Source organism: Psychrobacter sp. NPDC064578 (assembly GCF_044901245.1).
Classification (GTDB): Bacteria; Pseudomonadota; Gammaproteobacteria; order Pseudomonadales; family Moraxellaceae; genus Psychrobacter; species Psychrobacter cibarius_C.
The window spans coordinates 1-14,509 of sequence record NZ_JBJDPI010000004.1 but is presented as its reverse complement, the minus strand read 5'-3'; the positions used below and the strand labels follow the sequence as shown (position 1 = coordinate 14,509).

Annotated in this window: 7 protein-coding genes; 3 read left to right on the top strand and 4 right to left on the bottom strand. The window is 42.8% G+C overall.

The features are described from left to right. Window positions 1–338: 338 nt before the first annotated feature. The 3 genes from ACI2JM_RS05415 to ACI2JM_RS05405 all read left to right on the top strand — a co-directional run bounded on the left by ACI2JM_RS05415 (window position 339) and on the right by ACI2JM_RS05405 (window position 4,333). Window positions 339–2,567 carry a TonB-dependent siderophore receptor gene (locus ACI2JM_RS05415; protein ID WP_404642673.1) on the top strand — a complete coding sequence of 743 codons (2,229 nt, stop codon included), beginning with the start codon at window positions 339–341 and terminating at the stop codon, window positions 2,565–2,567. A gap of 98 nt (window positions 2,568–2,665) precedes the next feature. Next, window positions 2,666–3,421, top strand: a complete 756-nt coding sequence (locus ACI2JM_RS05410; RefSeq protein WP_404642671.1) for a siderophore-interacting protein — start codon at window positions 2,666–2,668, stop codon at window positions 3,419–3,421. Between the two features lie 222 nt (window positions 3,422–3,643). Continuing rightward, a complete protein-coding gene (locus ACI2JM_RS05405; RefSeq protein ID WP_404642669.1) occupies window positions 3,644–4,333 on the top strand; it encodes a hypothetical protein in 690 nt (229 codons plus the stop codon). Window positions 4,334–4,358: 25 nt separating this feature from the next. Here ACI2JM_RS05405 and ACI2JM_RS05400 read toward each other — a convergent pair whose 3' ends face one another. The 4 genes from ACI2JM_RS05400 to ACI2JM_RS05385 form a co-directional block, all read right to left on the bottom strand. Beyond that, complete coding sequence (locus ACI2JM_RS05400) at window positions 4,359–5,528, bottom strand: HlyD family efflux transporter periplasmic adaptor subunit (protein ID WP_404642667.1); 1,170 nt, start codon at window positions 5,526–5,528, stop codon at window positions 4,359–4,361. A 2-nt stretch (window positions 5,529–5,530) separates the two neighbouring features. Continuing rightward, window positions 5,531–7,774 (bottom strand): type I secretion system permease/ATPase, encoded by a 2,244-nt coding sequence (locus ACI2JM_RS05395; RefSeq protein WP_404642665.1) that lies wholly within the window; start codon window positions 7,772–7,774, stop codon window positions 5,531–5,533. 46 nt (window positions 7,775–7,820) lie between these two features. Further along, window positions 7,821–9,269 (bottom strand): TolC family protein, encoded by a 1,449-nt coding sequence (locus ACI2JM_RS05390; RefSeq protein ID WP_404642663.1) that lies wholly within the window; start codon window positions 9,267–9,269, stop codon window positions 7,821–7,823. A gap of 234 nt (window positions 9,270–9,503) precedes the next feature. Next, window positions 9,504–14,509: BapA/Bap/LapF family large adhesin (locus tag ACI2JM_RS05385; protein WP_404642661.1), on the bottom strand; the 5,006-nt coding region annotated here is incomplete at its 5' end.

The following is a 14,509-nucleotide window of genomic DNA, read 5'->3' as shown; positions in this document are numbered from 1 at the left end:
CAATCTTTGGTTGCTCAATGAACGACCTAGACCTATTAATAGTAGTAATAAATCCTGTCTGCTGGTTGATCTAAAAGTTGATTCCAAATAGACGGCTGCATCATACGAGGAAACCGATTTAAACACCATCGTTTATAGCCAAAAATTATCGTCATATTAGGGCGTTTCTTCAATTTTCATGTTTGCATCATAGTCATCTTAATGGCTAAAAATGAGGCTACTTCACTCGACATCTTACTAAGAACGCTTTGTTTGTAAATTTTTAATGATAACGATAATCATTAATGTTATTATTCCTTTTCTTTCGCTTTCGGCATTTGATAACTTACAAGGAAATAATGATGCGTTTTATCTCAACGTCTACATCCATTCGTCAAAAACGTTTAACTCTCGCGGTGCAACTGGGATTGGTAATGGGTTTGAGCCATGCAGCTTATGCTGAGACAATGCCGAATAACATCGAAAACAGTGTTGAGAACGACGTTGATAATGATGTTGGTAATGATGTTAATAATGATGAGACCGTGACACCATCGACCACCTTGGATACCATTACTGTCTATGCCGACAACTACCGTAGTACGGGCACCAAAACAGCGTTAGATCCTAATGATGCGCCCATGAGCTATACGAGAATCGATCAAGCGCTATTGCAAAAACGTCAAGCAGACAGTGTCAATGCAGCGTTACGTTATGAGCCAGGGGTGAGTACTGAGAGTCGCGGTACGGTATCCATCTTTGATGAATACAATATTCGCGGTTTTAAAACTTACTCCAATTTTTACGATGGATTAAGACTGCCCTACGATGGGGCTTGGAATCTGATGCCGCAAGTCGATATCTACGCAACAGAAGCAGTCGAAGTGGTCAAAGGGCCAGCATCCTCACTCTATGGCTATGCATCTCCAGGTGGCATGGTCAATCAAGTCGCCAAAACCCCAAAAAGCACTCAAGCATCTGAGGTACAGTTGCGAGTGGGTAATCAAAACCTAAAAGAAGTGGCGGTCGATACGACAGGACCTATCACAGATACGCTCAATTATCGTTTGGTGGCGTTAAAACGACAAAAAGATGGGCAGATGCAGACCACAGAAGAAGAGCGCACACTGATCAATCCGTCACTGCAATGGCGACCGACAAAAGATGTGTCCGTTCTTGCCAATCTGTTTTATCAGGATGATCCAGAAATGGTGCCTTCCACCCCACTGCCTGCCGTTGGCACTGTCTACCATGCCAGCTATGGCAAACTGGGCAGTGACGCCTATGCCGGCGATGAGTGGAATCACTTCAGCAAAGAAGTACTCATGCCGAGTGTCACGGTGAACTGGGACATCAATGATACGCTCACCTTTAAACACATACTGCGCTATACCGACGCCGAGGCGCAGCAGCGTAATATGTACAACAGTGGGTTTGTAAGCGGTAGTGATAAGATACTAAATCGGGTGGCCTACACCACCGATGAGAGCATGAGCAACTGGACCACGGACAATCAGCTTGCTTATCAGTTAGATACTACCAATACCTCGCACAATTTATTATTTGGTATTGAGTATCAAGAGACAGACAGTAGCGCCACTTATTATGATGCTGGCGCAAATGGCACGCCAAATCTTGACTTATCCAACCCAGATTACTCACAAATAAATGCCGATACGTTGCCTTTAGAGGCTTATCGTCAAGAAGAGGATATTAAACAAAGCCAGCTTGGTTTTTATATACAAGATGAGATGAAATGGCAAGATTTGATAGTAGTAGCAGGCTTACGTCACGACAATTTTGACAGTATCACTAAGCAAACCAAGGCTTCTAAAGGTACCATTTATAGTGATAGAACCATTGATAACGATGCGTCAGAAACCAGTGGTCGTCTCGCAGCCATTTACGACTTTGATAATGGAATATCGCCTTATGCAAGCTACTCGCAGTCGTTTCAGCCAGTGGTCGGTAGTAACCTTATTACCAATGCGCCATTTAAGCCAACGACTGCCGATCAGCTAGAGGCTGGTGTCAAATATCTCTCTGCCAATCGCGCCACACAAGGAACATTAGCAGTATTTGATATCACTCAAAAAAACGTCGTGGTGGCTGACGAAATTAACTATAGAAGTCAAACACAAACGGGTGAAATTACCTCCAAAGGCTTTGAAGTCTCAGGCAGCCACATGCTTAACGACTGGGTAGATATTGCCGCCAGTTATAGCTATACCGATGCTGAAATTACAGAAGATGAATTCAACCTTGATGTGGTTGGCAATACCCCTGCGCAAACGGCTAAGCACAAGGCAACATTGTGGACAGATTATTATGCTACTGACAAGCTCAGTCTCAATGCTGGCATACGCTATGAAGGCGGTATGCAACTTGATAAGCAAAACTCAGACGAATTACCAAGCGTGACTTTGGTAGACATTGGCGGTAATTATCAAATTAATCCTATGCTCACTGTCGGTGCCAGTATCAACAACCTGTTCGATAAGACCTATGTTGGTGCTTGTTACGATATTAACAATTGCTGGATGGGACCTGAGCGCCAAATGTCCGTCAGCCTAAAAGCCAATTTTTAGGCAATGTAGAACTTACCATTACCAGAGAATATCAATCTGAACCAAATCTAATAAATGAGCTAAAAATATGAAACAGTTAAATGAAGGAAAGTATTAATATGGCAAAACCTACCCCAAGAATGCTAGATGTAATTGGCAGTAAATACCTCACGCCACATATGTGCCGCGTCACGCTTGGCGGGGCTGGATTGACTGATTTTCCGGCAGATCAAGAAAGCGCGTACATTAAGCTGATATTCCCTCAAGGCGATGAGGCTCGACCAGTGATGCGCACCTATACCGTCAGCGTTCAACGAGATGACGAAATAGATGTCGATTTTGCGTTGCATGAGACAGAAGGCCCTGCTTCAACATGGGCGCGTAACGCTCAAGTGGGTGAGCAAATATTAGTAGGCGGCCCTGGACCAAAGAAGCTGATTAATAATGAGGCAGATTGGTTTTTATTGATCGGTGATATGACAGCGCTGCCGGCGATTACCGTCAATCTTGCCCAGCTACCTGCTGACGCACACGGCTATGCAGTCCTTGAGATTACCACTGAAGCAGATAAGCAACTACTCAAGAAGCCAGACAACCTTGACATTCATTGGGTGATAAACGCGCATCCAAATGAACATCCAAATGAACAAAGCAGCCCATTACTTGATCGCGTTAAAACGCTTACGTGGCTAGCAGGACAACCTGCTGTTTGGGCAGCTTGCGAGTTCCATAGTATGCGCGCCCTACGCCATTATTTTAAGGTAGATCGCCCAATACCCAAAACGCATTTGTACATATCTAGCTATTGGAAAGTCGATAGCACAGAAGACCAGCATAAAATTGTCAAACGAGAGGATGCCCAAAGCATAGAATGATAAGCAATGACGTTTTGTATTTTTGAACTGTTTTGAAAGCGATGAACCATTTAAATTTATCGCTTTTCTCAAACTAAAAATCTTTCTTTACGTGCAACATGCCTCAAATCATGACCAAACTCAACATTGATTATTATTCCTATCAATAGTAATGAGCCTCATTATTTGATAATCTCGATATATCTGCCACATGCTCTACTATCGAAGAGGTAAAGCCAAATCATGCTAAAACTCCGTGAGAAATGGCTATGGGCATTATGTCTTGCAATATTGGTGCACATAGGAGTTTTCTACTTTTTTTATCTCAATATAAATAAAGAGACATCGACGCAGCTGACCAGTAGCAGTGCACATACCGTTAAACCATCAGCGGCTAAAGCGCTAAACAATGACTCTCCACCCATAACCAACAAAGCCCATCTGCCTACCCTCAGTGAGACTACAACTCCTAACAACCTTGATAATGACCCTAAAGACACGAAGCCAATAACCCACAAAAACACAATGGCACCATCCAATGAAGCAAAAACAATCTCTTCTTTAGATTCTAAAAAAAACAGTCCTACTCCTTCTAAAACTCCTGCAATCCTACCGAAAGAGAGAATTCAAAAAAGTGACACGCTAAAATATCAAGCAAACGAAACAACTGTGTCTCTAGCGGCAAATAATATCGAGTCTATCGAGGATATGAGAAACAGGGCAGGTTTATTAAATATAGACATTCCAACAGAGAAAAATGCGATTAATACAGATAAAAACTATCTTTCGGTAAAGTCTGAAGCAGAAGAAATTAACCATCAATTAAGCTCAGCCATCAATGAAGTGAAAAAGCGTAATCAGCAAAAAATTGATGAGATGGAGCAACTAAAAAATGACTTTGACAATAAGGACCATCAAGCCATTACTCAGTGATTAATTGCGATTTTATTATACATTACTACCTTTCACCCAAACCTTCCGATAACGTTTTGGTAATAGGCTTTGTTAGGTAAGACAATACTGTGCGCTCCATCGCCTTTATATCGACAGAAGCTGTCATGCCTGGTTTGATGACTATTTTATCTTCTCGACCTTTAAATTCAGCACCCGTGATAACGATTAATACTCGATAGTATGGCTCTTCTCCTTTGGGTGTTTTCTCCATTAAAGTATCTGGGCTGATATAATTTACAGTACCAGTCATTGCTCCAAATATTGAATAATCATAGGCATCAAGCTTGACGGTTGCATCTTGCCCTTCTTTTATATAAGCAATGTCTGCAGGGCTAACTTTTGCATCTATAATAAGGTCACTGCTGGTTGGTAAAATCTGCATAATGACCTCGCCTGGCTTGACTACACCGCCAATAGTTGTCACATTGATATTGTTAATCTTACCTTCTGTGGGTGACAATAGACGTTTTTCATCTAAGACTTGCAGACGGTCTCTTAACTGCTCAAGCTCCGTATCTAACTCTTCTTGGGCTTTGGTCATCTCTGCTTGAGCTTCTTCAAAATACTTATTGCGCTTATTATTAATCTGCGCCTCAATATCTGCGACTTGGCGACGCAGTTTTATCACATCTGCTTGACTGACATCACCATACGTCAGTAGCGGCTCATTCATGCTAAGCTCTCTCTTAGCCAAGACCAACATTTTTTCCAAAGACGAGACATCTTCATTGATGGCTTGGCGACGCCGATTATAAAGTGCCGTTTGGTTTTGTACGTACTCTGGGTAATCTTTAACATCCTGCGTAAAAACCAAAGGTTTTTCAAAAATCTCCGCATTTAGTCGTGCTAATTTGGCTTTCAATGCAGCTGTTTTAGAGGCAGAGTTATCTACTGCCGCTTTGGCTCGCTCCTCTTCTAACACCACAAGTAACTGCCCTGCTTTAACTTCTTGACCTTCCACAACTGCAAGCTCTGTTAATACACCACCTTCTGATGCCTGAATTTCTTGAGTTCGGGCACTGGCAATCACTGTTGCTTTGGCACGAGTCACTTGATCGATTTTGGCAAAAGAAGCCCATATAATTAAAACAGTTACACCAACTAACGCAATCCAGATACTCAGTCTCGAACGACCAACTTTAAGCTTAGTGGGTGTATATTTGTAGTCTGCCATATCTACTTACCTTGAGCATTTATTGAAGTTTTGGTCGTCATAGACTTAATCTTCATTGGCTTATTATCCGATTGGCTTGTCTGACTTTTCATTTGCTCATTTTTTCTTAATTCATCAAGCACAGCTTGTTTTGGACCATCTATAATGATGCGTTGATTGTCCATAATAATAAGCCGATCTGCCAATTCTAATAACGCTGTTTTATGAGTGGACACAATAAAGGTTTGCCCGTCTATTAATGCTTGCTTGAGCACTTGCAAGCAGCGCTGTTCCTGACGATTATCCATAGAAGCGGTAGGCTCATCGAGTAGGAATACATTGGGTTTCGTCAATAATAAGCGGGTAAAAGCCACAAGCTGCTTTTGTCCACCTGATAGTCCACGCCCGCCTTCACTAATGGGCAAATCAAGACCGCTTGAATGACTGGCAACCAAGTTTATCAGTCCTGTTTTTATCAATGCTTCTTGGAGCACATCATCATCAGGTGCCGCCATACCTATGAGCAAGTTCTCTCTTAAGGTACCTTGAAACAATCGATGGTCTTGTTGCAAGTACCCCAAACGTTCACTTAAGGTTTCACGACTTATTTGATGTATGTCTAAACCATCTAACAAAACTTGTCCTTTAGTAGGTGCATACAGACCTGCCAGCACTTTGAGCAAGGTAGACTTCCCTGATCCTATAGGCCCAAGTATGGCTATGCGTTCACCAGGACGAATCGTTAGTTTATTGATATTGATCGCGGGTCTATCGTTGTCTTTATAGTTAAATACCAAATGATCACATTGATAAAAACCATTAATACGACTGGGCGACAAAGGATAAGCGACGCCATGGTTGTCCTGCTCTAACTCAAACAAAGTTTCAATGTTGAGCTTAGCGGCTTTGGCATGTGAGTATTGAACCAGTAAATTGGGCAGCATCATAACAGGCGCCAACACCCTTCCGCCTAATATCGAGCAGGCAATCAGTCCACCCATGGTCATACCACCTTGCATCACCACAAATGAGCCTACAATCACGATACCGACATAGCTGACCTGTTGTAGCAGTTGAGTAAAGTACGTTAAATTATCATTCGCGTGCTTCATGTCTAAGTCGTTTTTGATGGTGGTATTCATCACATCGAGCCAGCGAGACAAAAATTTCCAGTTTCCAGCGCCTGCTTTGATCGTCTCAACGCCTTCCACAGCCTCAACTAACAAGCCTGTTTTATAATAAGAAGCAGTGGCCCCTTCAGCAGCAATCGCATCAATACGCTTGCGTGCCGATAATCCCATCAAAATAGCTATCACTGCAGCAATAACAGGAACAACAGCAACAAGTGGCGATCCTATAAAAGCCACTAAACTGATAAAAATAATGGTCATTGGTAAGTCGACCAAGCCAAACAAAGTGCTGGCTGTGAAAAAACTGCGTACTTGCTCATAACCACGCAGCTGTGCTGCCATAGAACCGACCGATCCTGGCATCTGATCAATACGAACTTTGAGCAGTCGCTGAAAAACTTCGCGGGACAAGTATTGATCGAGTCCCACGACTACCTTGTCCATGATTCTTGACCGTGAAAACTTCATGAATGCTTCAAAAATAATGACTATAAACACACCACTTGCTAAGATAATAAGCGTATATTCACTACGTGTTGGGATAACTCGGTCATATACTTGCATTGAGAATAACGACACAGCTAATGCCAGCATATTGATTAAAAAAGTGGCGATAATAGCTTCGAATAAAATACCTTTGTAATTGCCTAAATCAGATTTCAATAATTCAGAAAAAGAAACTTTGCGCTGCTTAATAGGGTCGTCTTTCAAACGAATTCTTAGAATCAATGACAACTGATTGGCAGGTGTATGCACGTGGTTGTGTTCTTGCCTGAAATTCCAGCTCTTTTGCGGGGTTTGACTGTCGATAATGCCCCACCCTATATCTGCTCGATATGCCAATAGAGGCAAAAAGGCAGCATCTGGCTGCTCTAATATCTCCGGCATATCTTTTATGCCGATACCTTGCAAAATCGCAATGATACCGCTTAGTTGGTGAATGGTTTGGCCTTTATTTTCAGGCAACTCACTATGCTGTTTTACAATATCGTTTAGACGTATATTATCTACCGGATAGCCTTGTTGACTGAGTAGATGTCTAATCGCTTCTATTAAAGTCGAAGTTTGATCGAGATTGGACGGCTGATCGTCATGATGGATAGAGACAGCCTCTGTCGGTTGCAAATTTGGACTCATATTCATCGCTTATTTAATATTTGGGGCAGACACATGCGTAGAAGCCTTAATTATTTCTGACATCATTTTGGTCAACTATAGGTGTAATGCTGTAATCTTCATTCAGCATAATAAGGTCGCCTTTATTAAGACTCTCTTCCATAGCAGCAGGCAACCTGATTTCTATATACTCTTCATTCATCTCTGGTCGATAACCCATGGTAGGACTCGAATTTTTTTTATCTTGCTTGTTGAGCCATTCTTTTACGGGATCTGTCGGTCTAAACAGTGTCACAGGCTTACGGTTGTGTCCAAATTTCTGCCATTGCATAATGCCAAAATCTACTTGTAATCTATGGAAAGCACCCAGTATATCTGCACGTGTTTGCGCCAGCTGTACTTGATAATCATTGTGTTCACGCACGGCATTTAACACTTCAAGCCACGATTTACGGCCAGCAATAAATTGCCTACGATAAGAGCTCACCACAATTTGTGCACCTGCCACGGCAGCGACTAATGAGGTCTCTCTGTCTTTGGCACTCACAAACTGCTGATATTGCACCTGAATATTCTCTATTACGCCACGGCGCGATGCTTCTTGGGTTTGCACTAGGCTATCAACTTGTGCTTGTGATGCTCGTGCTAACGAAAGGTTAGAAAAGCCAGCCCCTGGTGTATAACTCATGCCTAATGAGAATTTTCCATCATTTTCACTGTCTTCATGATAGTAAGCATGTTCGTATTGTGCATAAATAGTAGGATATCGTGCTGCCTGCTGTGCCTCAACGCCTTGCTTGGCGGATTCAATTTGAAAGTGCTCTTTTACGATGATGGGGTTATAAAAACTGATTTGATCAAAAGCCATCTTTTCAAAATCCGCTGACTGCTGTTTGGCTTGATCCACCAACACCTTGATATTCGGTAGACTCATTGCACTGGCGTTAGACAGTGGCTGACCAATAATCTGCTCAAGTCTGGCGGCGGCGATACGTTGCTGTTCAACGGCCGCTTGATAGGCAGTTTGCTCCTGCAATATACGGTTAGTCACTAAATCAAGCTCAATCCGAGCAGACACACCCTGACTGACACGGCGCTGCATCATGGCTTCAAAATCGTTAAGCGCCTTTAAGCCATTAGCATGAATCTCTTGTTGTGCGATGGCCTGAATATAACTCTGCCAAGCATCGATCGTCGTTTTGGCCACTAGGTTTTGTTGCTCATAAATATATTCTACCGCGGCCTTGTCATCGAATATCGCTTGATTGACATCAGCTGTCAGCTTACCACCTGTCCATAACGGCTGGCGGACAGTTACCTGTGAGACAAAATCATTGTCTCTATCGTAGCCTGAGCTTACACTTGGCGTCGGCAACAGACTTAATTTGGCAGCATTAATACCTTCTATCGTCGATTGCTGGTTCGCTCTGGCTGACCAGACTAAAGGATGCGTCTGAATGGCTTGAGTAATTAAACTGTCGACTCGTAAATCGTTTACGGCTGCATGTGTGCTCATGGCAAAACATATACCAACTGCCAAAAGCGCAACATGACGGCATAACATTCGCACAGGAGATAATTTTTTCGGGCTGAACAGGTTTTTCATATTAGGATTCAGTGAGTGATTCTATAAATATTTTTCTGTGTGATTATGTGATTTTGATAAACTAAACACTTCCTAATGCTAGTAGCAAAAGACAAGTGTAAAAAACGCTTCCTTACTGGAAGCGCTTTTAAAATCGCAATTAAATTAGATGACGTTGGCAATTTCAGTATCAATATAAACTTGAGAAGAAAGGTTGTTTTCTACCTGCCATACGTTATATGTCTGTCCTGCATTATCAGTCACTGTTTGACCTGTATTTGCCCAATCGCTACCTTGCAAGTCAACAGTATCGTCACTGTCACCTTTAACATAGATAGGATTTGACACTTTGGCGTTGACGATATCTTCCTCTCGAATATTTAAAGTATTGGCACCAGTTCCACTGATATCAATCATTTCGGTTTCAAAGATATCTGAGAAACTGATGGTCTGCTCAGATCCCGTCAAATTGAAAACATCAGTGTCTTCATTCAAGCTCATAAATGATACGTCAGCATTGTTATTGGCAGTTTCGATACCGTCCTCACCAATTGCTCTGCCTGTGACACCGACTTGCCAATCAATACTGCCTAATAACTCGTTGAGATCCGTCGCTGTCACTTGCAACAACGCTTCATATTCGGTATTACCATTACGATCTACCATAAGAACGCCATTTTCATAAGCAAGGTAGTCGCCGATATTACCTGACGTTTGGTTACCATCAAGTAATCCAGTAAGGTCGATCTTATCACCTTGCGCTTCGCTAAAATCGGTCCAGATATCAACACCGTTATTGCCATTACCACCTTCTGTGCCATTTAAATTATTAAAGATTAAGGTGTCAGCACCTGCCCCCATAGTGAAACTATCATCGGCAGCAGAGCCAACTGCGATATCATCATAAATAGAAGCTGTTATGTTTTTGCCAACATTTATTTCTAATGAAGCAGTTTCTTTGACACCTGTCACAGAAGTGGTTTGATAAGTAAAACTTTCAATCCCAAAGCTCTCACCATTTGGTAGATAGCTATAGCTACCATCTTTAGAAACAGTCAAAGTGCCATACAAGCCTTCGATATCAATCGATTTTGCGCCTTGATTTGGGTCACTGATAAAGACAGACTTACTCCCAACTTTGATTTCAGTGATATTACTCAGCCCTTGATCATTATCATTACCAGCAATCAAGGAGCCAGTAACAGCAATCACATCATCGGCTGTATAATCTGCTGAATGGATGACTGTGGTATCAAAAGATATACTCTGTAAGTTGCCTTTGTTAGTAGTAATCGTCAGCTCATAATTACCTGCAGGTAAATCAGGTAATGAAGCGCTCAATGATGCACTGGCTTTTGTCCCTTCCACTGATCCAGTAAAGCTCTCACCAGTTGTGGTATTTAATAATGTATAGGTAATAGTTATATTAGAACCACCAAGAATATTAAGAGAACTAGCGGTAGCTCCTATAACAATTGGGGCAGCGGCATCATGTTCAGCGATCTCAAATTCTTTTGAATAAGATTTGCCATAATCACCTATTTTGTCTGGTTCATTAATACTGATATTGGTTACCTTATTTTGTGTTTGTACTACCACTTTATTAAAATCATCAACCGCAGTATGAGTGCTGATCTTGATATTTAGAGTTTCAACCGTAGCTTTACCATTGGCGTCTTTAGTCACTAACCTGAATGAGTCAACCTCACCATACGGCGGCTGCCAATTAGGATCACTAGCATTATTATTTACGCTATAGGTGTACTCGCCATTTGCATCGATGGTGAGCTGTCCGTACTTACCTTGATAAGTCATAGGCGAGCCTGAAGTGACCAACGTTTCGCCAACTTTGAGTATCACGGTACTAGCATCTGGGGTTGCATCCCCTGCTATCTGACCCATAAAACTAGATGGTGAGTTGTAGTCATAGATTTTATCGTAATCTACATATAAGCCATTGCCACTAAGTACTCCGACACCGCCTGCGGTTAATAAAACGGCTTTATAGTCACCTTCGCCAAACTTTAGAGTCAATGGATCTGATCTTCCACCAAGCAATGGAACATTGAACCAGTTTTTCTCAAAGTGCACTTGTACATATTGCCCCGTACTTTCATCTAGCTTATAAACGGCCATGCTGTAAGTTTTTGCAATATCTACTCCACCACCGCTACCATGTAAGGTGAGCTCACGCACTTGGTTATCACCGACCGTAAACTCAAGTGGCGGCTTGCCTCCTAATAGCTCAAGATCCAACACTGACGACGATCCAAGACTTAAGTCAAGAACCCCAAAACCAACAGCATCTTTAATGTCAGAATCCGCTGTATCTAAGGTTACGGTGGGTTCAATATCGACCACTAAGCTTTCATCTATCTTAACTTGTTTGTCAGCAGGGATTATATTCAACTGAATAGTGAGATCTGCAGACGCGGTATTACCGTCTGGTGATGCAATCGTATAAGTGAAACTCTCCTCACTGCCATAAGGTCCACGGAAGTCTTCATTAACCTTATAATCATAAGTACCATCAGGCGATATTGTCAGTGTTCCATATTGTCCTTGAATGGTGTTACTACCTGTTTCAAGTTCTTCTACACCATTCACAGAAGTTATTGAAATAACTGTGGTACCACTTGGCAATTCGTCATAACTAAAGCTGGAGTCTTCATCATCTAAAATATTTCCTGTAACTGAGCCACTGACTTCAGTTGCTTGGGAATAGTCTAAAACCACATCTTTTTCAAACTGTAAAGTATAACCTGTCAGTGCCGAGACACCTTCACCACCAGACATCACAAAGAGCCATTGACCTTCATCTAAGCTAAAATCAGTATCTTTGGACACCCCACCTAATAAATAGGACACCACCCAGTTTTCTTTTACTTCCTGTAGCTCCCATTCATTTGTAGACTCGTTCAATTTATATAAGCTCAAGTCCATAGTGCCAACAACCTGTACACCGCCAGCATTACCTTTGACAGTCACTTCGCGCACTTGATTTTCACCTACCTCAAGTACCACTGAGTTTTTGATGACATCAGCGACAACGCCTGCTCCTAGTACCGGCCCTAAACTGGCACCAACCACGGTAAAGCCTGTCTTATTCAAATCTGATGGTTTCTCATTCGGTATTTCTAGCGGGTTAGCAACTAATTGTAAATCCACAAAATTATCAGCGGCGGCGATGACTTCAGTAGTATTAACTACATAGTCTTTGGTGGTATTTACAATACTTGTATTACCTGCTTTATCGGTTGCGGTAATACTCACTTCAATACGCTTATCAGCATCGGCCACCAGAGCTGCACCTAGCACTTCAATACTAAAATTACCAGCAAGGTCTACCACACCTGAATAGATCACGCCATTAACCGTCATCGTCAAAGCGTCGCCTTCACGATAATCACCAGAAACGGTGCCAGTAACAGCGATATTACCTTCTGCCTCTATTGCATTGATAACGTTATCGCCAGTCACATCATCAATGATAATCTCAGTAGTAGTATCATTAGGAGCAATGGTATCGATATTAATCGTCGCTTTAGTAACATCAGAGCCAACTGTAGATGTCGCTGTCAGAATCTCAGCGCCTTCTCCCATGGCAGCAACTTGTGCCGAGTCAATAGCAATGCTCCATTTGTTATTGACTCCCACAACTGCAGTGCCAATAATATCGCCTGCTTGGTTGGTTAAAGTGATGGTATCGCCTTCCGCACCAGTACCTGTCACATTAAAGCCATTAACGGCTTCATCAGCATTGACAATATTGTCACCAGCAATTGGAGAGGTAATAGTCAAGGCCGTAGCTGGAACAATAGTAATATCAGCAGTCTCAGAACTAACGTTACCTGCTGGATCGTTAGCAGTGATCGTCAGGTTTTCTAGCCCTTGATTCATGTTGGCAATGTTTTGCTCAGTGACAGTAATAGACCATTTGCCATTAGCTCCTACAACGGCTGTACCAATCTCACCATTTATCCCATAAGTTAACGTAATCGTATCGCCTGCCGTACCAGTACCCGTCACATTAAAACCATCGAGGACTTCGTCAGCATTAACGACGTTATCGCCTGCAATAGGTTTGTCAACAGTTAATACTGCAACCGTATCAATGGTGATATCTAGTGCTGTGCTTGGCGCACTGCTGTTACCCGCTTTGTCTGTTACCGTGGCAACAATACTATAATCGCCATCTTCGATAATACCGTTAGGGTCACTAGGTATGATGACATCTGAGATGCCAGATGTGGCTTCAGTAGCTGTGACAGTGTGCGTTACTTCTATTGGAGTACCACCACCCGTTGGCGTCACGGTTAGAGTGATGCTATCACCTGCTAGAGTACCTGTCGGCAGGGTAATTTGAGTTTGAATGCCATCGGCAATCTCGTCAGCGTTGATGCCCTCCTCAGCTTCTGGTATGGCTATGACTGGGGCAACCTGGGTGGCGCCGTCTTGACCGCCAGGTGCAGTAGTGTCGACGGTGATATTCACTACCGGGCCATTGCCACTTTCGTTTCCAGCACTGTCTTTAAGGTTGTAGCTAATATCATGCGTACCTTCTGCTAAGGCAGTATTTGGAGTCAAGGTGATGGTACCATCAGCATTTTCTACGATGGTTGCCTCAACCACTTTACCATCAACAACTAGTTGAGCAATTTCATCAACGCCTAAGGTGCCAGCAGGAATGGTGATACTTGGGGTGTTGTCATTGGTAACCTCACCTGCTTGGATGATTTCTGGAATATCTAAGATATCTCCACTGCCATCATTGGCAACGTTATCAGTAACAATAAAGGATGCTATTGGCGCATCGGGCGCGGCGGTGTCTACAGTATAGGCTTTATCCTGAGTCACTGTCCCTGTGTTCCCTGCTGCGTCCGTGGCTTCAATGCTCACGCGCACGTTGGTATCAGCAGCAAGGTCGCTACCAGCAACCTCAACACTGAATAGGCCATTAGCACCAACTGTACCGATGCTCTTGATGCCATTAACGGTTACTGTAACGGCATCGCCTATGGTGAAGTCCCCTGCCACTTGACCTGTAATCGTGACCTGAGCGGCGGCTTCTTGGCCGTTGATGATGTTGTCATCGGTTAGGCTGTCGATGGTGATTGTGGTGCTGGTGTTATCAGGCGCGGCGGTGTCTACCACACCGATGGTTTCGGTCA